The following is a 19,012-nucleotide window of genomic DNA, read 5'->3' on the forward strand; positions in this document are numbered from 1 at the left end:
ACACGGGTCGGGCGGCGCCCGGCGACGGACCCTAGGGCGCCGGCCAGCCGTTGGGCAGGCAGCCCTCGGTGCTGATCGACTGCTGCACCATCACCGGAGCGACCTCGCCCTCCCCCGGGCACGACTCGTGCCCGTGCCCCAGCACGTGGCCCACCTCGTGGTTGACGAGGTACTGCCGGTAGGTCGCGACGTCGTCGCCGAAGTCCGGCGCGCCGAGGACCCAGCGCTCGAAGTTGAGGACGGCGACGCCGGTCGCCGCATTGCCGCACGAGTACGTCCCCTCGGTCTGCAGCGGCGCGCAGAGCCGGTCCGTCGTCGCGGGGCTGGCGAGCACGACCCGGATCGACGGCTCGTCGCCCCCCGTCCGGGAGAAGGTCACGCCGTCCGTCGCGCCCCAGCCGCGCGCGTCGTTGAGCGTGGTGAGCACGGCCTCCGCGAGGACCTCGCCGTCGACGGGCAGCCCGTCCTCGACCTCGACGCGCACCGAGCGCACCGTGCCCTCGCCCGGCGCGTCCACCTCGCCCGGCACCGGTACGAGGACGCCCCCCAGGTCCGGCTCGACCTCGGTCCCGAGGAGGCCCGAGCCCGGTTCCGCGACGGGCTCTGCCGGGGCCGGTGCGGGCGTCGGCGGCACCTCGGGCGCCGTCGGGACGGGCACCGGGGGCTCGACCGGCTCCGGAGGGCGGACCGGGGCGAGCGGCGCGAGGGCGTCGGGCAGGGGGAGCGCCCCGACGGCCGAGCGCGTCTCCTCGCTGCGGCTCGTGACGCGCGGTCCGGCGTCGCGCGCGTCCACGCGCGACGCGGGCGCGGCCTCCTCGACGGTGGGGTCCGGCTCCGCGGCGACGGGAGCGGGCGTCGGCACCGTGCTGCCGGGGACCTCGACGACCTCCGCGGTCGCCGCACCGGCGCCGAACCCGAGACCCAGGCTGGCCACCACGGCGACGAAGGGCGGCCACCCGGTCCGGACGACGTCGCGCGGGCGGTGGGTCGGGACGGCAGGGTCGGGCACGCGCCCATCGTCCCACTCCTCGACGCGGCGGTCGACCACGGCCGCGGTGCCCGTATCCTCGGCGCCATGGCGGACGGCACGGCCCCCGGAACCCGCGCGGTCGACGCGGGGCCGGTCCGCACGCGCATGCCGCGGACGGAGCGCCGCGCGCAGCTCCTCGCGATCGGCGAAGAGCTCTTCGCGACGGACGGCTACCACCACATCTCCATGGACGACATCGCCGACCGCGCGGGCGTCGGCAAGCCGGTCCTGTACCGGCACTTCCCGTCCAAGCTCGACCTCTACCTCGCGATCGTCGACGAGCAGGGCGAGCGGCTCGTGCGGTCGGTGCAGGCCGTCCTCGACCCGTTCCGCGACCCCGCGCCCGGCACCGGGCCCGAGGACCTCGACGCGCTCGCCGTGGACGGGCTCGCCGTGCTCGAGGGGATCGTGCGCGCCTACGTCGCGTACGCGCGCACAGCCGGCCGCAGCGCCGCGCTCCTCTTCGAGTCCGACGTCATGCGCGACCCGGCGGTGCGCGCCCGCGTGCTCGCGCCCGACACGCGGATCGCGGGGGCGTTCGCGGACGTCCTGGGCCGCATCACCGACCTCGACCCCGCCGAGGCGCTCGTCGTCGCCCGCACCTGCACCGCCGTCGGGCGGGCCGCCGCCACGGAGGCGGTGCGACCCGACGGGACCACGACGGCGGACGACGTCGTGCGCCTCGTGCCCCGCCTCGTGTGGCGCGGCGTCCACGGGATGCTGCGTCGCCCGTCGGCGGGCGCGCCCGCCGACGGAATCTGACTACTATCGACGACGTCGCGGCGGGTCCACCGCCCGCGACCCGTCGAACCGCCGCCACCCGCGGCCGCTGTGAGGAGATCCCGTGGAAGTCACGATCGGTGTGCAGAACCTGGCCCGCGAGCTCGTGGTCGACACGGACCAGTCCGCGCAGGACGTCGCCCAGGCCGTCGCGGACGCCCTGGCCGGCGCCCCCGCGCTCGAGCTCACGGACTCGCGCGGACGCCGTGTCATCATCCCCTCCGCGTCGCTCGGCTACGTCGAGATCGGCACGGAGGAGCAGCGCAAGGTCGGCTTCGGCTCGCTCTGACCGCCCGGCCCGACGGCCGCCGCCCGGGACCTCCGCGTCCCCGGGACGGCGGCCGTCCGCGTTCCCGGACGGTGCTCCCGGCGCCCGAGCCTCGTGACCCCGGGAGCAGAGACTCTCGGCCTGGGGGCCGGGGGCTCGGGCGGCGCGTCTCAGGCGGCGAGGCCCAGGCGGTCCATGCGCCGCGTGTGCTCGGCCGTGAGGTGCGCGAAGACCGCCGAGCGCGTCTCGTCCGCGCTCGCGCGCCGGTCGACCCCGCCCTCGGCGATCGCGTCGGCCACGAGACGCTCCAGCGCGGGGTGCTCGGTGAGGACGACGCCCACGACGCCGAGCGCCTCGCCGACGAGCCGACGGCCCCACAGGGCAAGGCGCGACGCGAGCACACCGTCGGCGGCGGCGGCTTCAGCGATCACGGGTGCCGTGCGGTCCGCGGGCGCGTCCTGCGTGAGCGACCCGACGACGACGTCGCGCGAGCGGTCGTCGAGCCCGCCCGCGGTGAGCAGGCAGAAGTCGTCGGCGACCCCCTGCCCGACGTACCCCTTGAGGATGCCCTCCCACCACGTGCTCGGGCGGGTGCGCGCGTCGAAGTCGTCGAAGAGCCCGTCGAACGTCGCCATGCACGACTCGGGGTCGCCACCGAGCTCGGCGACGCGCTCGAGCACCGTGCCCTGCCGCTCCAGCAGGGACGCCGCCATCCGGGACAGGGTCTGCCGCTGCCGCAGCGTCGGCGCGTGCGCGGCGTCGCCGGCGAGTCGCCCGAAGCTTGCGAGCTCGGTGTAGGCGACGAGACCGAGGAGCTCGATCGCGTCGGCCGTCGACGTGGACGTCCGGGCGTGCGGGGCGGCGTCGGTCATCCGGCCAGGATAGTGGTGCGGCGTGCTTCCACCGTGCTTCCACCGTGCTTCCACCGTGATGGCCGCGGTGTCCGATACCATGGCCGGGTACATCGGTTGCCCGGTCGTCCCGACCTCACGCGCCCGTCCCGGCCCCGGCCGGCACGCAGGGCGACGCCCGTCCTCGTGCGGCGACGGCAGGAGCGGCCCCGTCCCACGGGTCCGCGCCACGACATCCACGATCGGCTGCCGGCCACGAAGCGCTCACGACCGAACGGCCCACCGGGCCGCGGGACCGTCACGACGGCGGCCCGCCCCGAGGTCGCGTGCGCCGCACGAGACAGAGGCACCAGTGACCACCACAGACGCGACCACCACCGAGACCACGCCCGACGTGAGCGCCGACGCGCGCGCCGTCGCCGCGAGCGTGCAGGCCGACGACACGTCGTTCGCCGACTTCGGCGTCCGCCCGGAGATCGTCGACGCGCTCGCCGACGCGGGCATCACCCACCCCTTCCCCATCCAGGCGATGACGCTGCCCGTCGCGATGTCGGCGCACGACATCATCGGCCAGGCGAAGACCGGCACCGGCAAGACGTTCGGCTTCGGCGTCCCGCTGCTGCACCGCGTCGTCGCCCCCGGCGAGGACGGCTTCGACGCCCTCCCCTCCCCCGGCAAGCCGCAGGCCCTCGTCGTCGTGCCGACCCGCGAGCTCGCCGTGCAGGTCGCCAAGGACCTCGAGACCGCGTCCCGCCGCCGCAGCGTGCGCATCGTCCAGCTCTACGGTGGCCGGGCGTACGAGCCGCAGGTCGAGGCGCTGCAGCGCGGCGTCGAGGTCGTCGTCGGCACGCCGGGCCGCATGATCGACCTCATGAACCAGGGGCACCTCAACCTCACGCGCGCGAACACGGTCGTGCTCGACGAGGCCGACGAGATGCTCGACCTCGGCTTCCTGCCCGACGTGGAGAAGATCCTCGCCCGCACGCCCGCGCAGCGGCACACGATGCTGTTCTCCGCGACGATGCCGGGCGCCGTCGTCTCGATGGCGCGCCGCTACATGAAGCAGCCCACGCACATCCGCGCGATCGACCCGGACGACGACGGCCGCCAGACGGTGAAGAACATCGCCCAGGTGGTCTACCGGGCGCACGCGCTCGACAAGGTCGAGGTGCTCGCCCGGATCCTGCAGGCCGAGGGCCGGGGCCGCACGATCGTCTTCGCCCGGACCAAGCGCACGGCCGCGAAGGTCGCGGACGAGCTCGCGGACCGCGGGTTCGCGTCCGGCGCGATCCACGGCGACCTCGGGCAGGGCGCCCGCGAGCAGGCGCTGCGCGCGTTCCGCAACGGCAAGATCGACGTGCTCGTCGCGACCGACGTCGCCGCGCGCGGCATCGACGTCGAGGACGTCACGCACGTCGTGAACTACCAGTGCCCCGAGGACGAGAAGACGTACCTGCACCGCACGGGGCGCACCGGTCGCGCGGGCAACACGGGCACCGCGGTCACGTTCGTCGACTGGGACGACGTGCCGCGCTGGTCGCTCATCGACAAGGCGCTGGGCCTCGGCATCCCCGAGCCGGTCGAGACGTACTCGACGTCTCCGCACCTGTACACCGACCTGTCGATCCCCGCGGGCACGAAGGGGCGTCTCCCGAAGGAGAAGCGCACCCTCGCCGGGCTGGACGCCGAGGAGGTCGAGGACCTCGGGGAGACCGGCAAGCGCCACACCCCGACGCGCTCGGACCGTGACGGAGGGCGTGGCGGCTCCCGCGATGGGGGGCGCGGCGGCGACCGGTCGGGTCGTGGCGGTCGGGGCGGCAGCGGTCGTGGTCGTGGCGACCAGGGCCAGGGCGGCCGGGACACCGCGCGCGAGGCGCGCCAGGGCGGCGAGCGGGCCGACGGCGAGCGGGCCGCGGGCGAGAACGCGGCGGCCGAGGGCGGCGAGCGTCGTCGTCGGTCGCGCAACCGTCGCCGCACCCGCGGCGGCAAGCCGGTGGAGCAGCAGGGCGGCGCGCCCGCCGCGGAGTAGCCGGGAGCGGTCCCGGGGCGGTTCCCCGGAGGGCTCCTCGGACGGCGGCCCCGGGCCGGCACGACCCCACGGTCGGTGCTGGTCCGGGGCCGCCGTCGTGCACGGGGTCCCTGCACGGGTGCCTGCACCGGGTGTCCTGCGCCGGACGTCCTGCGCCGGGCGCCCTGCCCGGGCGTCTCAGCGCACGTGCGCGTCGCGCCCCGCGAACCACACCGCGACGCCCTGGGCGGCGGCGGCGACCACGAGGAGCAGGAGGGGCAGGGTCCAGCCCCCGCTCGCGTCGTGGGCGAGCCCGACCCCGAGCGGGCCGCACGCGGCCAGCCCGTACCCGGCGCACTGCGCCATGCCGGACAGCTCGCTCGTGTGCGCGGCGTCGCGGGCGCGCAGCGCCATGAGCATGAGCGCGAGGCTGATGCCGCCGCCCTGACCGAGCCCCAGCAGCACGACCCAGAGCACCGCCGCTCCCGGGGCGAGCGCGAGGCCGAGCATCGCGCCGCCGACGAGCGTGACCAGCACGAGGCCGATGCCGCGCTGGCGGGGCATCCGCCCGGCGAGGACGGGGGTGACGAACGAGCCGAGGATGCCGACGAGGTTGCACAGCGCGAGGAGCCACCCGCCGGCCTCGGGCGTGCGGCCCTGGTCGACCGCGATCTCCGGCAGCCACGCGTTCGTCGCGTAGAACGAGAGCGACTGCGTCCCCATGAACGCGGTCACGGCCCACGCGAGGGGGCTGCGCCAGACGGAGTCCCGACCGGCCGACGGCACCCCCGCCCCGGTGAGCCCGGTCCGTCCGGGCAGGGTGGCGCGCGCGGCCCGCGGCACCCAGACGAGCGCCCCCGCGACGGCGAGGAGTCCCCACGTCGCGAGCGCCCCGCGCCAGTCGAGGCCCGCCGCGGCCGCGACCGGGAGAGTGAGCCCGGCCGCGAGCGCGGCGCCGCCGGCGAGCGACATCGAGTACAGGCCGGTCATGAGGCCGACGCGGTCGGCGAAGTCGCGCTTGACGAGGGCGGGCAACAGCACGTTGCCGACGCCGATCCCGCACCCCGCGACGAGCGTCCCGGCGAACAGCGCCCACGTGTCGGGGACGAGGCGCAGGGCGAACCCGACCGAGAGCACGAGGAGGCTCGCGAGGAGCACCCGCTCCAGCCCCCAGCGCCGGGCGAGCACCGGGGCGACGGGCGCCAGGGCGCCGAAGCACAGGACCGGCAGCGTGGTGAGCATCCCGGCAGCACCGGCACTCAGGCCCAGGTCGGCACGGATCTCGCCGAGGACGGGCGAGATCGCGACGACGGCGGGCCGCAGGTTGAGCGCGGCGAGGACGATGGCGACGACGGCGGCGACGCCGAGCGGCCGGCGTCCGACGCTCACGCCGGTGCCCCGTCCGCGGACCCCCCGGACGTCCCCTCGGCGGCGGCGAGCGCGGCGACGACGTGCTCGCGCACGGCGGCGATGGTCGTGTCGACAGCGCGCTCGGCCGCCTCGGGGTCCTGCGCGGCGACGGAGGCGACGACCTCCTCGTGGCCCGGGACGTCGCGGTGGTGCGGTCGTGCGGCGCCGGACGCGAGCGCACGGACGAGACCGTGGTCGAGGCCGTCGTAGATCTCGGCGAGCAGCGGGTTGCCCGCGGCGCGGACGAGCTCGGCGTGGAACGCGACGTCGGCGGCCTGGAACGCGGCGTCGTCGGCTCCTCGCGCGGCGACCTGCGCGGCGAGCGCGGACTCCAGTCGGGCGAGCGCTCCGGGCGTGCGGCGCGTCGCCGCGAGCCGGGCGGCCCCGCGCTCGAGGACGGCCCGCGCCTCGAGGACGTCGAGCGCGTCGGCCGTGCGGGCGCGTCGCCCGAGGGCGGCGTCGAGCCCGTTCGCGGCGCGCACGTACGTGCCGTCGCCGCGGCGCGGTTCGAGGATGCCGGCGTGCTCCAGCGCGCGGACCGCCTCGCGCACCGTGTTGCGCCCCACGCCGAGCTGCGTCACGAGCTCCGGCTCCGGCGGGATGCGGCTGCCCACCGGCCACTCGCCGCGCTCGACGAGCCCGGCGAGCTGCTCGACGACGAGCTGGGAGACCGTGCGAGGCGGGGTGATCGGCTGCGGCACCGAAAGACCCTAACATCCCCTGTTTGAGTCGTCGGGGCGAGATCGGCGAACCTGGCCGACGTCGGCGGGTCGGGTTCGCCGATCTCGGCCGGGTCTGCCGATCTCGGGGCGTACGGGGTCCCTCGTACGGGTGTTGACCACCACGGCGCACCGGGAGGACGTTGCGCTGGACCGCTCACCAAGGACGGAAGCGAGACGACCATGAGACGCACCTCCCCACCGCGCCGCCGGATCACCCGGCTCCTCGCCCTGGTCGCCTCGGCGGCCCTCGCCGGCTCGCTCCTCGGCCCCGGCTCGCCCGCGAGCGCCGCCGACGGCGAGCTCGCGACCAACGGCGGGTTCGAGTCGGGGCTGGCCGGCTGGACCTGCGCGGGCGGCACCGGCCAGGTCGTCACGACACCGGCCCGCACGGGCACCGGCGCGCTGCGCGCCACGCCCGCGGGCAGCAGCAACGCGCGGTGCGCGCAGACCGTCGCCGTGCGGCCGTCGTCCACGTACACGCTCACCGCATGGGTGCAGGGCTCGTACGTGTACCTGGGGGCGAGCGGCGCGACCGCGCAGGACGTCAGCACCTGGACGCCGTCCGCGTCGACGTGGCAGAAGCTCTCCCTGACGTTCACGACCACGGCGACGGCGACGTCGGCCACGGTCTTCCTGCACGGCTGGTACGGCCAGCCCGCGTACCACGCCGACGACGTGAGCCTGGTCGGGCCCGGCGGCGGCACCGGGACGCCGCAGACGCCGCCCGCACCGGCCCGCCCGCTGCAGACCGGCGCCACCGACACGTCCGTCTCCCTCGCCTGGAACACCGTCGCGGGCGCGACCGGCTACGCCGTGTACCGCGACGGCGCGCGCGTCGCCACGGTCGCGACCCCCGCCGCGACCGTCACGGGCCTGGCCCCCGCGACGGAGTACGGGTTCGAGGTGACGGCGAGCAACGCCGCCGGGGAGTCCGGCCGGTCGCCCGCGCTGCGCGCCCGCACCACCGGCGACGACACGCCGCCGCCCCCGCCGGGCGGCGGGCTGCCCGAGCACGCGCTCGTCGGGTACCTGCACACGTCGTTCGCGAACGGCTCGGGGTACACGCGCCTCGCCGACGTCCCGGCGAGCTGGGACGTCATCAACCTCGCGTTCGGCGAGCCGACGTCCGTGACGTCGGGCGACATCCGGTTCAGCCTGTGCCCGCGGACCGAGTGCCCGAACGTCGAGTCGGTCGCGGAGTTCAAGGCCGCGATCGCCGCGAAGCAGGCCGCCGGGAAGAAGGTCCTGCTGTCCATCGGCGGGCAGAACGGACAGGTGCGGCTCACCACGCCGGCGGCGCGCGACGCGTTCGTCGCCTCGGTGAGCTCGATCATCGACACGTACGGGCTCGACGGCGTCGACATCGACTTCGAGGGCCACTCGCTGTCCCTCGACACCGGCGACACGGACTTCCGCAACCCGACCACGCCCGTCGTCGTCCACCTCATCGCGGCGCTCGAGACGCTCACCGCACGGTACGGCGACGACTTCGTCCTCACCATGGCGCCGGAGACGTTCTTCGTGCAGATGGGGTACCAGTTCTACGGGTCGGGCCCGTGGGGCGGCCAGGACCCGCGGTGCGGCGCCTACCTGCCCGTGATCCACGCCCTGCGCGACGAGCTGACGCTCCTGCACGTCCAGGACTACAACTCCGGCCCGATCATGGGCCTCGACGACCAGTACCACACCATGGGCGGCGCGGACTTCCACATCGCGATGACGGACATGCTCCTCACCGGGTTCCCCGTCGCGAAGAACCCGTCGCGCGTGTTCCCCGCCCTGCGGCCCGAGCAGGTCGCCATCGGCCTGCCCGCGAGCACGCAGGCGGGCAACGGGCACACGTCGCCCGCGCAGGTCACCCAGGCGCTGGACTGCCTGACGAAGGGCACGGGGTGCGGGTCGTACCAGACCCACGGGCGCTGGCCCGCGCTGCGCGGCCTCATGACGTGGTCGATCAACTGGGACCGCTACAACGCCTGGGAGTTCTCGCGGAACTTCGACGCCTACTGGCCGTGAGACCGCGGTGCCCGGGGGCCGCGCCGCCCCCGGGCACCGGCCGGGCCCGCGGTCAGGCCGTCTGCACGAACTCCGTGACGGCGTCGGCCACGAGCTGCACCGCGATCGCCGCGAGGAGCAGCCCCGCGATGCGCGTGACGAGGATCGTGCCCGAGTCGCCGAGAACCCGGTTGATGACGTTCGCGAACCGCATCGCCAGCCACAGGCACAGGTGCACGGCGACGACGCCCGCGGCGATCGCGACCCACTCGGCCACGCCGCCGCCCTGCTGCTGCGCGCGCTGCACGAACACCATCGTCGCGACGATCGCGCCGGGGCCGGCGAGCAGCGGCGTGCCGAGCGGCACGAGCGCGACGTTCACCCCCGCCTTGCCCGACGGCTGCGGCTCCTCCATCTTCCCGGTGAGCAGCTCCATCGCGACGAGCAGCAGGAGCAGGCCGCCCGCCGTCTGGAGCGCGGGCAGCGAGATGTGCATGTAGCTGAGGATCTGCTGGCCGAACGCGGCGAACGCCACGATGACGCCGAACGCCACGAGGATCGCCGTCCGCGCCGCCTGGTTGCGCTGCTTGGCGCCCATCGCGCTCGTCAGGCCGAGGAACACCGGCACCGTCCCGGGCGGGTCCATGATGACGAACAGCGTGACGAACACCTCGGTGAAGAGCCGGACGTCCAGGACGTCGCTCATCGTCCGCCCCCCGTGCTCGCCCCACGCGTGCGCCCGGTCACCGGATCACGTCCAACAGTCCCAGCTCCTCGATCTGCTCCAGCACGGTCGGTGCCGTCGTGTTCTCCCCGAGCCGGTTCGGTTTGCCGGCCCCGTGGTAGTCGCTCGACCCGGTGACGAACAGGCCCAGGGTGCGGGCCATGCCGTCGAGCCGGGTGCGCTGCCGCTCGTCGTGGTCGCGGTGGTGCACCTCGAGCCCCGCGAGCCCCGCCGCGGCCATCTCCTCGATCACCACGTCCGCGACGACCCGGCCGCGCCCGTCCGCGCCCGGGTGGGCGAAGACGGGGACGCCGCCCGCCGCACGCACGCCCCGCACCGCGTCGACCGCGCCGGGGGCGTAGTGCGGCACGTAGTACGGCGTGCCGGGCGCGAGGATCGTCGCGAACGCCGCGGAGCGGTCGGTCACGTGCCCGGCCGCGACGAGCGCGTCCGCGATGTGCGGTCGCCCGATCGTCGTGCCCTCGGCGGTCTGCGCGAGCACATCTTCCCACGTGATCGCGTAGTCCTCGCCGACGAGGTCGACCATCCGCCGCGCCCGCGACGTGCGGGCCTCGCGCGTCCGCTCCAGCTCGTCCAGCAGGGCCACGTGCGCCGGGTCGTGCAGGTAGGACAGGACGTGCACGCTGATCCCGCCGGAGCGCGCGGAGATCTCCGCGCCGCGCACCAGCGCGACCCCCGTGCGCAGCGCGGCGTCCGTCGCCTGCGCCCAGCCCGCCGTCGTGTCGTGGTCCGTGAGCGCGACGACGTCGAGCCCCGCCGCCGCGGCCGCCTCCACCACCGCCCCCGGCGCGTCCGTGCCGTCGGACGCCGTCGAGTGGGTGTGGAGGTCGATGCGCACCCGCCCAGGATAGTGAGACCGTCCCGGCGCGGGCACCGGACCCGCACACGATGTCCACCCCGGCCACCGTCCCCCACCACCCGGCTCCCAGGCACAGGTGCGAGGGTCGATGGCGATGACCTCCACCGCCCCGAGCGCCCCCACGCCCCCGCCCGCCGCGCATCCCCGCACCGAGCACGTCGCCGACGAGCACCCGCCCGCCGTCGTCTTCGTCCACGGGATGCGCACGTCCGGCGCGATCTGGGACCGGCAGCTCGAGCACGTGCGCGGGCTCGGCCACCCCGCCGTCGCCGTCGACCTCCCCGGGCACGGGACCCGCGCGCACGAGCGCTTCACCCTCGACCGCGCCTTCGACGTCGTGGACGACGCCGTCGCGTCCTTCGGTCCCGGTCGTCGCGTCGCGCTCGTCGGGCTCTCGCTCGGCGGCTACACGTCGCTCGCGTGGGCCGCGCGCCGCCCCGCGAACCTCGCGGGCGTCGTCGCCGCGGCCTGCACCTCCGACCCCAAGGGCAAGCCCGTCGCGCTCTACCGCGACGTCGCCCGCCTCGTCGTCGCCGGGGGCGGGGCCGTCGGTCGCGGCGCCCGCTGGGCCGCCCGCACGACCGGCGCCGCCTGGGCGGGGATGACCCGCGCGGGCCGCTCCCTGCCGGCCGGCGCCGCGGCGTCGTACGCGCTGCGCACCCCCGCCGGGGAGCCGACGACGCCGCGACCCGGGTGGGGCATCGTCACGGACGCGCTCACCGAGCTCGCGGGACGGTCGTGGCTCGCCCACGTGCGCGACGTCGACGTCCCCGTGTGGCTCGTCAACGGTGCGCGCGACCACCTGCGGCTCGACGAGCAGCGCTACCTCGCCGCCGCCGCCGACGCCGCGCTCGTCGTCGTGCCGCGCGCCGGCCACGACGTGAACAGCGAGGCGCCCGACGTCTTCAACCGTGTGCTCTCGCGGGCGCTGGCGGACTTCGGCCGCCCCCGCGGTGCGACACTGGGGGCATGACCGACGCCACCCCCGTCACCCCCGAGACCACCCCGCCCGAGACCGCCCGCGCCGGTGACCCCGTCGCCGCGGGCACGGCCCAGGACGTGTCGGCGCGCGGCAGCAACCGCTCGCAGCGTCCGGACTCCGCCGCGTTCAAGGCTTTCATCACGAGCGGCTGGGCGCCGCGCGCCGCGCTCGACGTCGAGCCCTCGCCCGCCGCGCCGTTCGCCGCCGCCCGGCGTGCCACGCTCTCCGCGCGCTTCCCCGGGTCGCGCCTCGTGGTCCCCGCGGGCCCGCTCAAGGTCCGTTCGAACGACACCGACTACCGCTTCCGCCCCCACTCCGCGTACGCGCACCTCACCGGGACCGGCTGGGACACCGACCCGGACGCCGTGCTCGTGCTGCACCCCGTCGAGGCCGGCACGGGCGACCTCGCCGACGACGGCACCCGCACCGGGCACCGCGCCGTGCTGTACGTGCGCCCGCTGGCGGACCGCGACACGGAGGAGTTCTACGCCGACGCGCGCTACGGCGAGTTCTGGGTCGGCGCCCGCCCGTCGCTCGACGACGTGACGACCCGCACGGGCGTCGACGCGCAGCACGTCGACGGGCTGCGCGACGCGCTCGCGAAGGACGTCGGTCCCGGCGGGGTGGTGCTGCTCGTCGTCACCGGTGCCGACGAGGGCGTGGAGGCGCTCGTCGACGCGATCCGCGCCGAGGCCGGTGTCGACGCCGCATCGGCCGAGGACGTCGCCGCGGGCGAGACCCTCACGGACGCCGAGTGGGTCGAGCGCGCCGAGGCCGCCTACCGCCGTACCGACGCCGCGCTCGTCGAGGCCGTCTCCGAGCTGCGTCTCGTCAAGGACTCCCACGAGGTCGAGCAGATGCGCGCCGCGGTCGACGCGACGATCGCCGGTTTCGAGGAGGTCGTGCGGAACCTGCCCCGCGCCCTGGCGCACCGGCGCGGCGAGCGGGTCGTCGAGACGACGTTCGACGCGCACGCCCGCCTGGAGGGCAACACCGTCGGCTACGAGACCATCGCGGCGGCGGGCGAGCACGCGACGACGCTGCACTGGATCCGCAACGACGGCGCCGTGCGCGCGGGCGAGCTCGTGCTGCTCGACGCCGGGGTCGAGGTCGACTCGCTGTACACCGCCGACGTCACGCGGACGCTGCCGGTCGACGGGACGTACACCGACGTGCAGCGCCGCGTCTACCAGGCGGTGCTCGACGCCGCCGACGCCGCGTTCGCCGTCGCCGTGCCGGGCGCGCGCTTCCGCGACGTGCACGCCGCCGCGATGGAGGTGATCGCCGCCCGCCTGGAGGAGTGGGGCCTGCTGCCCGTCTCGGCCGCCGAGTCGCTGTCGCCCGAGGGCCAGCAGCACCGCCGCTGGATGGTGCACGGCACGAGCCACCACCTCGGCCTCGACGTGCACGACTGCGCGCAGGCGCGCCGCGAGCTCTACCTCGACGGCGTGATCGAGCCCGGCATGGTGTTCACCATCGAGCCCGGCCTGTACTTCAAGGCGGACGACCTCGCGGTCCCGGCGGAGTACCGCGGCCTCGGCGTGCGGATCGAGGACGACGTCCTCGTCACCGCCGACGGCAACGAGAACCTGTCCGCAGCGCTCCCCCGGCGCCCGGAGGACGTCGAGGCGTGGATGGCGTCGCTGCGCGGCTGACCCGCGCGCCCTCGGGTCAGGCGGGGGTGTCGGGCCGCGACGAGGGCTCGGCCGGGGGCTCCGGCGGCGTCTGCTCGGCGGGGGCGTCCGCGGTGCCCGACGTCGGGCGCATCGCCCCGTAGCGCGGCTCGCCGGAGGGCGTGGTCCACCGGGGGTCCGGCGTGCGCGTCGGCGGTGCGGGCTGCGGCGCCGGGGGCTGCGCCGCGCCCGAGCCACCCGCGGGCGGTGCGGGTGCGGGCTGCGACGGCGGGGCGGGCTGCCCGGGGTAGGGCGGCTGCCCGGGCTGTGCAGGCGGCTGCGCGCTGCCCCACGCGGGGTTCGCCGGGGCGGCGGGCCCGCGGACCCCGCCCGCGCCGTCGGGCATGCGGGCCAGCATCTGGCGCGCGTCCTCCGCCCGCTCGGGCGCGCAGAGGATCGCGTACGCCGACGCGACGATCTGGCTCTGCGACGTGAAGTCGCGCCGCCCCTGCGTCAGCGCGTACGACAGCACGGAGAACAGCAGGCCGAACCCGGCGCCGATCGCGATGCCGGTGAGGACGTACCCGCCCGACCCGCCGAACAGGAAGAGCAGCAGGCCGACGAACAGGCCGAACCACGCGCCCGACGCCGCGCCCGCGAGCGCCACGCGCCCGTAGGTCAGGCGCCCCGTGACCCGCTCGACCATGCGCAGGTCCGTGCCGACGATGGTGACGTACTCGACGGCGAACCGGTTGTCGGACAGGTAGTCGACGGCCTTCTGCGCCTCGAGGTACGTCGCGTAGGACGCGACCGGCTCGCCGCGCGGAGGGGTGGGCACTCGGGGGATCGCGTTCGGCCGCGTCATGCTCATTCGCCCAGTCTGTCCTACTCCGCGGCACGGCGCTACGCCGCGAGCCGCCGCCCTGCGCCGTCCCTCCCGCCGGAGCTGCCCGGCGTGCCGCCGGGCGCTCGGTGCGTAGGCTTGCGGCGTGAGCGCAGCCACCACCGTCTACGTCGCACGCCTCGCCGGCACCACCGTGTTCGACCCGATCGGCGACCAGGTCGGCCGGGTGCGCGACGTCGTCGTCCTCCTGCGGCCCAAGGGCGCCCCGCGTGCCGTCGGGCTCGTCGTCGAGGTCCCGGGCCGCCGTCGCGTGTTCCTGCCCCTCACGCGCGTGACCAGCATCGACGCGGGCCAGGTCATCTCCACCGGGCTCGTCAACATGCGCCGGTTCGAGCAGCGCGCCATGGAGACCCTCGCCGTCGGGGAGCTGCTCGAACGCACGGTCGAGCTCACCGACGGCTCCGGCACCGGGACGGTCGAGGACCTCGCGATCGAGCGTCAGCGCACGGGCGACTGGCTCGTCACCAAGCTGTACGTGCGCCGCACCGCGGCGCACAAGGGCACGCTGAGGCTGCGGCGTCGTGGCGACGCCGTCGTCGTCGACGTCGACGCCGTCACGGGTCTCGCCGGGAGCAGCGCCGCCCAGGGCGCCACGATGCTCCTCGCCGCCTACGACGACCTCAAGCCGGCCGACCTCGCCGACGTCATCCACGACCTCGCCGACACACGACGCCTCGAGGTCGCGGGCGCGCTCGACAACGAACGGCTCGCGGACGTCCTCGAGGAGCTCCCCGAGGACGACCAGGTCGCGATCCTCTCCGGCCTCGACACCGACCGCGCCGCCGACGTCCTCGAGGCGATGCAGCCCGACGACGCCGCCGACCTCCTGCACGAGCTCCCCGAGGCGCAGGCCGCCCAGCTGCTCGAGCTCATGGAGCCCGACGAGGCGCGCGACGTGCGCCGTCTCCTCGCCTACGACGAGGACACCGCGGGCGGTCTCATGACGACCGAGCCGGTCGTGCTCGGTCCCGAGACCACCATCGCCACGGCTCTCGCGCAGATCCGGCGCAAGGACCTCGCGCCCGCGCTCGCGTCGATGGTCTTCGTCGTCCGGCCGCCGCTGGAGACGCCCACGGGCCGCTTCCTCGGCGTCGCGCACTTCCAGCGCCTGCTGCGCGAACCTCCCCACGCGGCCGTCGGGTCCGTGCTCGACACCGACGTCGAGGGGGTCGCTCCCGACGCCCCCCTGGGCCGGGTGACACGCATCCTCGCGACCTACGACCTGCTGTGCGTGCCCGTGCTCGACACCGAGCGGAGACTGCTCGGCGCGATCAGCGTCGACGACGTGCTCGACCACATGCTGCCCGAGGACTGGCGCGAGACGGACCACCTCGAGGTGGAACGACGGCCCGAGGACCCGCGCACCGGCACCCCGGCACGGACGGAGGTGTCCCGTGGCTGACGGTCTCGACACCCCGAAGTCCGCGCGCCGCAGCCTGTGGCCGCGGGTGCGCGTCGACCAGGACGCGGTGGGCCGCTCGACGGAGGGCATCGCGCGGTTCCTCGGCACGCCGAGGTTCCTCATCTACCTGACGATCTTCTGCGCGCTGTGGATCGCGTGGAACTCGTGGGGCCCGGAGGGGCTGCGGTTCGACTCGGCCGAGTTCGGGTTCACGGCCCTGACGCTCATGCTCTCGCTCCAGGCGTCGTACGCCGCGCCGCTGATCCTCCTGGCCCAGAACCGGCAGGACGACCGCGACCGCGTCACCGCGGAGCAGGACCGCCAGCGCGCGGAGCGCAACCTCGCGGACACCGAGTACCTGGCGCGCGAGATGGCGGCGCTGCGGCTCGCCCTCAACGAGGTGGCGACGCGCGACTTCGTGCGCTCGGAGATCCGCAACCTCCTCGAGGAGCTGGAGGAGAAGTCGGCCCGCACGGCGAGCGAGGACGAGGCCGCGCGCGACTGAGGTCCCGTGGCGCCCGGCGTCGGGCACCCGGCGTCCGGACAGACCTACTGCATGCCCTGGGCGGCGACGCGCCGCAGCCGGTCGGCGACGGTCGGGTCTCCCGCGACGTCGAGGCCGTCGGCGCCGCCCCGGCCCCAGAGCCACAGGTCGAGCGCCCAGGCCGGTCCCCCGACCTGGGCGGTCGTCGGGCCGTCGAGGTCCACGAGCCGGGCCGCGTCCAGGTCGTAGACGGTGCCCGACTCCGGCCCGGTGCCGGCGAAGCGCCCCAGCGCGAGCCGCCGGACGCGAGGGGGCACGTCCGGGTCGTCGACGACGACGGACACGGTCGTGCCGTCGGGCGTGAAGACCCCCCAGCCCGGCGCGGCGTCGACGAGGACCGTGAGGGCCTCGTCCACGCCGTCCGCCGCCACGGCCGGGTCGGCGGGCGTGACGTCGCGCCCCGCGGTCAGCTCGGCGTCCACCCGGTGGATCAGCGCCTCGTGGGCCTGGCGGCGCAGCACCCACCCGACGCGGCCGCCGTCGGCGTGCCACGACCAGCACGGCTCGTGCGGATCACGCCCGCGCAGGGCCGCGACGAGCGCGCTCGTTGACCGCTGGAGGAGGGCGGGGAGCTCGGCGTCGGACGCCGGACGGGCGAGGAGCGTCACGTCCGGGCCGGCGACGCCGCGGCCCGGCGCGGGGCCGACGACGCGCGCCCAGAAGTCCTGCACCTCCGCGAGGTGGTAGACCAGGTCGGCGCCCACCCACGCGGGGCACGACGGGACGCGCGCGTCCGGCGGCGCGCCGCGGGCCGCGTCGCCGAACAGCTCGCTGTCGCGCACCAGGGACTCCAGGGCCTCCATGCCGTGCACGCTAGTACGGGGCGCGGCGCCCCGCCCGCCTACGATGGGGCCATGCCCGACGCCCTTGCCGCCCCCGACGAGCAGGCCGTGCGCGCGGCCCTCGCGACCGTCCTCGACCCCGAGATCCGCCGCCCCGTCACCGAGCTCGGCATGGTGCGGTCGGTCGACGTGGCGCCGGGCCCGGACGGCGCGGTCGTGACCGTCGGGGTGGACCTCACCGTCGCGACGTGCCCGATGCGCGACACGCTCGTGCGGGACGTCGACGCCGCCGTGCGCGGCGTCGTGGGGGTCGCGGACGCCCGGGTCGACCTCGGCGTCATGAGCGCCGAGCAGCGGGCCGAGCTGCGCACCATGCTGCGCGGCGGCGTCGGCGAGCCGGTCATCCCGTTCGCCCAGCCCGGGTCGCTCACCCGGGTGTACGCGATCGCCTCCGGCAAGGGCGGCGTCGGCAAGTCGTCGGTGACGGCGAACCTCGCCGTCGCGCTCGCCGCGGACGGGCTGTCCGTCGGCGTGGTCGACGCCGACATCTACGGCTTCTCCATCCCCCGCATGCTCGGCGTGGACCGCCAGCCCACGCGCGTCGACTCGATGCTGCTGCCGCCCGTGGCCCACGGCGTCAAGGTCGTCTCCATCGGGATGTTCGTCCCCGCGGGGCAACCGGTGGTGTGGCGCGGCCCGATGCTGCACCGCGCGCTGCAGCAGTTCCTCGCCGACGTGTACTGGGGCGACCTCGACGTGCTCCTCCTCGACCTGCCCCCGGGCACGGGGGACATCGCGATCTCCGTGGCCCAGCTCCTGCCGGGCAGCGAGATCGTCGTCGTCACGACGCCGCAGGTCGCGGCCGCGGAGGTCGCGGAGCGGGCGGGGTCGGTCGCGACGCAGACCCAGCAGGGCGTCGTCGGGGTGGTGGAGAACATGTCGTGGCTCGTGCAGCCCGACGGCTCGCGCCTGGAGGTGTTCGGGTCGGGCGGCGGTGAGCGCGTGGCACGCAACCTCTCGGCGGCCACCAGCACCGACGTCCCGCTCCTCGGGCAGGTGCCGCTCGACGTCACGCTGCGCGAGGCCGGGGACACCGGCACCCCGGTCGTGCTCGCGGACCCGGGGGCTGCAGCGGCGGTCGCCCTGCACGACGTCGCGCGGAGCCTCGCGCGCCGGCCGCGCGGCCTGGCGGGACGGTCGCTCGGGGTCACGGTCGTCTGACCCCTGGCGACCGCCGAGGGCGACGTGTTCATTAGTGTTCGATCGTGTTGGTTTTCCCGCGCGGTTGGACAATACTGTGACCCATGCTCGCCTCGCAGCGCCACGAGCGCATCCTCGCCCAGGTCCGTGACGCCGGTGCGGTCCGGATCGGGGACCTGACCCGGGACCTCGGCGTCTCGGACATGACCGTCCGGCGCGACCTGCTCGAGCTCGCCGAGCAGGGCCTGGTCCGCAAGGTGCACGGCGGCGCCGTCGCGCCGCACACGACGTCGCACGAGCCCGGGTTCGCGGCGAAGAGCACACGCGAGGCCGACGAGAAGCGCGCCATCGCCGAGGCCGCGGCCCGGCTCATCGCGCCGGGCTCGTCCGTCGCGCTGTCAGCAGGGACCACGACGCACCTGCTGGCCGCCCAGATCGCCACCTCGGCGACGCTGCGCCCGCTCACGGTCGTCACGAACTCCCTGCCCGTCGCCGAGACGCTGCACCGGGCGAACGACCCGCGCCTCGAGGTCATCCTCACGGGGGGTTCGCGCACGCCGTCCGACGCGCTCGTCGGGCCCCTCGCGGAGTCCGCGCTGTCCGGGCTGCGCGTCGACCAGACGTTCCTCGGGACGCACGGCATCGACGTCGAGGTCGGGCTCACGACGCCGAACCTCGACGAGGCGGCGACCAACCGGGCGCTCATCGACGCGGCAGGGCGCACGGTCGTCCTCGCCGACCACACGAAGTGGCACACCACGGGCCTGCGGGTGTTCGCGTCGTTCGCGGACGTCGACGTGCTCGTCACGGACGCCGCGCTGCCCACCGACGAGCAGGAGCGCGTCCGCGAGCTCGTCGAGCAGCTCGTCGTCGCCTGACCCGCCGCTCCCCGCGCGACCCGCACCACGATCGGAAGC

The 19,012-nt window shown here is 75.7% G+C and carries 18 protein-coding genes; 10 read left to right on the forward strand and 8 right to left on the reverse strand.

Annotation, left to right across the window (positions count from 1 at the left end):
• Positions 1 to 31: 31 nt before the first annotated feature.
• Positions 32 to 1,009, reverse strand: coding sequence for a DUF3152 domain-containing protein (locus tag LGQ04_RS08690; RefSeq protein ID WP_229243299.1), 978 nt, complete (start codon positions 1,007 to 1,009; stop codon positions 32 to 34).
• 66 nt (positions 1,010 to 1,075) lie between these two features.
• Between LGQ04_RS08690 and LGQ04_RS08695 the strand changes: the two genes are divergently transcribed.
• Together LGQ04_RS08695 and LGQ04_RS08700 are read left to right on the forward strand one after the other, a co-directional pair.
• On the forward strand, positions 1,076 to 1,792 hold the full coding sequence (locus tag LGQ04_RS08695; protein ID WP_229243300.1) for a TetR/AcrR family transcriptional regulator: 717 nt from the start codon (positions 1,076 to 1,078) through the stop codon (positions 1,790 to 1,792).
• A gap of 82 nt (positions 1,793 to 1,874) precedes the next feature.
• Positions 1,875 to 2,099, forward strand: a complete 225-nt coding sequence (locus LGQ04_RS08700; RefSeq protein ID WP_229243301.1) for a DUF3107 domain-containing protein — start codon at positions 1,875 to 1,877, stop codon at positions 2,097 to 2,099.
• Between the two features lie 149 nt (positions 2,100 to 2,248).
• Here LGQ04_RS08700 and LGQ04_RS08705 read toward each other — a convergent pair whose 3' ends face one another.
• Positions 2,249 to 2,950: a ferritin-like fold-containing protein gene (locus LGQ04_RS08705; protein ID WP_229243302.1), complete on the reverse strand. Its 702-nt coding sequence runs from the start codon at positions 2,948 to 2,950 to the stop codon at positions 2,249 to 2,251.
• A gap of 331 nt (positions 2,951 to 3,281) precedes the next feature.
• Between LGQ04_RS08705 and LGQ04_RS08710 the strand changes: the two genes are divergently transcribed.
• Complete coding sequence (locus LGQ04_RS08710) at positions 3,282 to 4,958, forward strand: DEAD/DEAH box helicase (protein WP_372470024.1); 1,677 nt, start codon at positions 3,282 to 3,284, stop codon at positions 4,956 to 4,958.
• 177 nt (positions 4,959 to 5,135) lie between these two features.
• On the opposite strand, the gene LGQ04_RS08715 is transcribed toward LGQ04_RS08710, so the two are convergent.
• Both LGQ04_RS08715 and LGQ04_RS08720 read right to left on the reverse strand, forming a co-directional pair.
• A complete protein-coding gene (locus LGQ04_RS08715) occupies positions 5,136 to 6,326 on the reverse strand; it encodes a CynX/NimT family MFS transporter (protein WP_229243303.1) in 1,191 nt (396 codons plus the stop codon).
• Complete coding sequence (locus LGQ04_RS08720) at positions 6,323 to 7,048, reverse strand: FadR/GntR family transcriptional regulator (RefSeq protein WP_229243304.1); 726 nt, start codon at positions 7,046 to 7,048, stop codon at positions 6,323 to 6,325. The genes LGQ04_RS08715 and LGQ04_RS08720 overlap by 4 nt, the downstream gene beginning before the upstream one ends.
• Before the next feature lie 201 nt (positions 7,049 to 7,249).
• On the opposite strand from LGQ04_RS08720, the gene LGQ04_RS08725 reads away from it, so the two are divergent.
• On the forward strand, positions 7,250 to 9,085 hold the full coding sequence (locus tag LGQ04_RS08725) for a chitinase (RefSeq protein WP_229243305.1): 1,836 nt from the start codon (positions 7,250 to 7,252) through the stop codon (positions 9,083 to 9,085).
• A 52-nt stretch (positions 9,086 to 9,137) separates the two neighbouring features.
• On the opposite strand, the gene LGQ04_RS08730 is transcribed toward LGQ04_RS08725, so the two are convergent.
• Together LGQ04_RS08730 and LGQ04_RS08735 are read right to left on the reverse strand one after the other, a co-directional pair.
• Entirely contained in the window at positions 9,138 to 9,770 is a 633-nt protein-coding gene (locus tag LGQ04_RS08730; protein WP_229243306.1) for a MarC family protein, read from the reverse strand.
• 37 nt (positions 9,771 to 9,807) lie between these two features.
• Complete coding sequence (locus LGQ04_RS08735; RefSeq protein ID WP_229243307.1) at positions 9,808 to 10,647, reverse strand: PHP domain-containing protein; 840 nt, start codon at positions 10,645 to 10,647, stop codon at positions 9,808 to 9,810.
• Positions 10,648 to 10,762: 115 nt separating this feature from the next.
• Between LGQ04_RS08735 and LGQ04_RS08740 the strand changes: the two genes are divergently transcribed.
• Entirely contained in the window at positions 10,763 to 11,641 is an 879-nt protein-coding gene (locus LGQ04_RS08740) for an alpha/beta fold hydrolase (protein WP_229243308.1), read from the forward strand.
• Positions 11,638 to 13,305, forward strand: coding sequence for an aminopeptidase P family protein (locus tag LGQ04_RS08745; RefSeq protein ID WP_229243309.1), 1,668 nt, complete (start codon positions 11,638 to 11,640; stop codon positions 13,303 to 13,305). The genes LGQ04_RS08740 and LGQ04_RS08745 overlap by 4 nt, the downstream gene beginning before the upstream one ends.
• Before the next feature lie 16 nt (positions 13,306 to 13,321).
• Here LGQ04_RS08745 and LGQ04_RS08750 read toward each other — a convergent pair whose 3' ends face one another.
• Positions 13,322 to 14,134: a YflT domain-containing protein gene (locus LGQ04_RS08750; RefSeq protein WP_229243310.1), complete on the reverse strand. Its 813-nt coding sequence runs from the start codon at positions 14,132 to 14,134 to the stop codon at positions 13,322 to 13,324.
• A gap of 118 nt (positions 14,135 to 14,252) precedes the next feature.
• On the opposite strand from LGQ04_RS08750, the gene LGQ04_RS08755 reads away from it, so the two are divergent.
• Both LGQ04_RS08755 and LGQ04_RS08760 read left to right on the forward strand, forming a co-directional pair.
• Entirely contained in the window at positions 14,253 to 15,569 is a 1,317-nt protein-coding gene (locus LGQ04_RS08755; RefSeq protein ID WP_229243311.1) for a magnesium transporter MgtE N-terminal domain-containing protein, read from the forward strand.
• A complete protein-coding gene (locus LGQ04_RS08760) occupies positions 15,562 to 16,074 on the forward strand; it encodes a DUF1003 domain-containing protein (protein WP_229243312.1) in 513 nt (170 codons plus the stop codon). Before LGQ04_RS08755 ends, LGQ04_RS08760 begins: the two co-directional genes overlap by 8 nt.
• 44 nt (positions 16,075 to 16,118) lie before the next feature.
• On the opposite strand, the gene LGQ04_RS08765 is transcribed toward LGQ04_RS08760, so the two are convergent.
• Positions 16,119 to 16,916: a maleylpyruvate isomerase N-terminal domain-containing protein gene (locus tag LGQ04_RS08765; RefSeq protein ID WP_229243313.1), complete on the reverse strand. Its 798-nt coding sequence runs from the start codon at positions 16,914 to 16,916 to the stop codon at positions 16,119 to 16,121.
• A 51-nt stretch (positions 16,917 to 16,967) separates the two neighbouring features.
• On the opposite strand from LGQ04_RS08765, the gene LGQ04_RS08770 reads away from it, so the two are divergent.
• Both LGQ04_RS08770 and LGQ04_RS08775 read left to right on the forward strand, forming a co-directional pair.
• Positions 16,968 to 18,116, forward strand: a complete 1,149-nt coding sequence (locus LGQ04_RS08770) for an Mrp/NBP35 family ATP-binding protein (protein WP_229243314.1) — start codon at positions 16,968 to 16,970, stop codon at positions 18,114 to 18,116.
• 83 nt (positions 18,117 to 18,199) lie between these two features.
• Positions 18,200 to 18,973, forward strand: a complete 774-nt coding sequence (locus LGQ04_RS08775; protein WP_229243315.1) for a DeoR/GlpR family DNA-binding transcription regulator — start codon at positions 18,200 to 18,202, stop codon at positions 18,971 to 18,973.
• The last annotated feature ends 39 nt before the right edge of the window (positions 18,974 to 19,012 follow it).

The organism is Cellulosimicrobium marinum (assembly GCF_020551945.1).
In the GTDB taxonomy this organism is placed as follows: Bacteria; Actinomycetota; Actinomycetes; order Actinomycetales; family Cellulomonadaceae; genus Cellulosimicrobium; species Cellulosimicrobium marinum.

Coding starts and splice junctions, on each gene's coding strand:
- LGQ04_RS08775 (WP_229243315.1), top strand. CDS start 18,200: ATGCTCGCCTCGCAGCGCCACGAGCGCATCCTCGCCCAGGTCCGTGAC.
- LGQ04_RS08725 (WP_229243305.1), top strand. CDS start 7,250: ATGAGACGCACCTCCCCACCGCGCCGCCGGATCACCCGGCTCCTCGCC.
- LGQ04_RS08745 (WP_229243309.1), top strand. CDS start 11,638: ATGACCGACGCCACCCCCGTCACCCCCGAGACCACCCCGCCCGAGACC.
- LGQ04_RS08770 (WP_229243314.1), top strand. CDS start 16,968: ATGCCCGACGCCCTTGCCGCCCCCGACGAGCAGGCCGTGCGCGCGGCC.
- LGQ04_RS08750 (WP_229243310.1), bottom strand. CDS start 14,134: ATGAGCATGACGCGGCCGAACGCGATCCCCCGAGTGCCCACCCCTCCG.
- LGQ04_RS08695 (WP_229243300.1), top strand. CDS start 1,076: ATGGCGGACGGCACGGCCCCCGGAACCCGCGCGGTCGACGCGGGGCCG.
- LGQ04_RS08740 (WP_229243308.1), top strand. CDS start 10,763: ATGACCTCCACCGCCCCGAGCGCCCCCACGCCCCCGCCCGCCGCGCAT.
- LGQ04_RS08765 (WP_229243313.1), bottom strand. CDS start 16,916: ATGGAGGCCCTGGAGTCCCTGGTGCGCGACAGCGAGCTGTTCGGCGAC.
- LGQ04_RS08730 (WP_229243306.1), bottom strand. CDS start 9,770: ATGAGCGACGTCCTGGACGTCCGGCTCTTCACCGAGGTGTTCGTCACG.
- LGQ04_RS08705 (WP_229243302.1), bottom strand. CDS start 2,950: ATGACCGACGCCGCCCCGCACGCCCGGACGTCCACGTCGACGGCCGAC.